Source organism: Streptomyces kebangsaanensis (assembly GCF_001906585.1).
Classification (GTDB): Bacteria; Actinomycetota; Actinomycetes; order Streptomycetales; family Streptomycetaceae; genus Streptomyces; species Streptomyces kebangsaanensis.
Genome location: NZ_JUJA01000111.1, coordinates 84,758 through 85,207 on the forward strand (window position 1 = coordinate 84,758; position 450 = coordinate 85,207).

Below are 450 nucleotides of genomic sequence, written 5' to 3' on the forward strand. Positions count from 1 at the left end.
GTACGGCGGGCGGTCGAGGCCGCGCAGGCCGCGGCGCGGATCCCCGACCACCCTCGGCTGGACCAGGTCTTCGACGTGTTCGCGGAGGGCGGTTCGCTGTGGATCGTCAGCGAACTGGTCGCCGCGCGGCCGCTGGCGGCACTGCTCGCCGAGAAGCCGCTGACGCCGTACCGGGCGGCCGAGGTCGCCTCCGACGTCCTCATGGCGCTGCGGGTCCTGCACGCCCACGGCTGGGTGCACCGCAACATCACCGCCCGCACGGTCCTCGTCTGCGACGACGGCCGCGTCGTACTGACCGGCCTCGCGGCCGGCGCGGCGGAGGAGGCCCTGTGCGGGTACGACCCGGTACCGGCGGGGGAGGCGGAGGGCGAGGACGCGGCCCGGGGCGCGCTGCCCGCGGTCGCGGGCACGCCGGACGGTTCCGGCGGCGCGGGCGGCTTCGGCGGGGCC

Annotated in this window: 1 protein-coding gene; it reads left to right on the forward strand. The window is 78.0% G+C overall.

The window, feature by feature from the left end; translation table 11 throughout:
- On the forward strand, positions 1-450 hold a 450-nt coding region (locus RH94_RS43590), incomplete at both ends, for a protein kinase (RefSeq protein WP_234425820.1).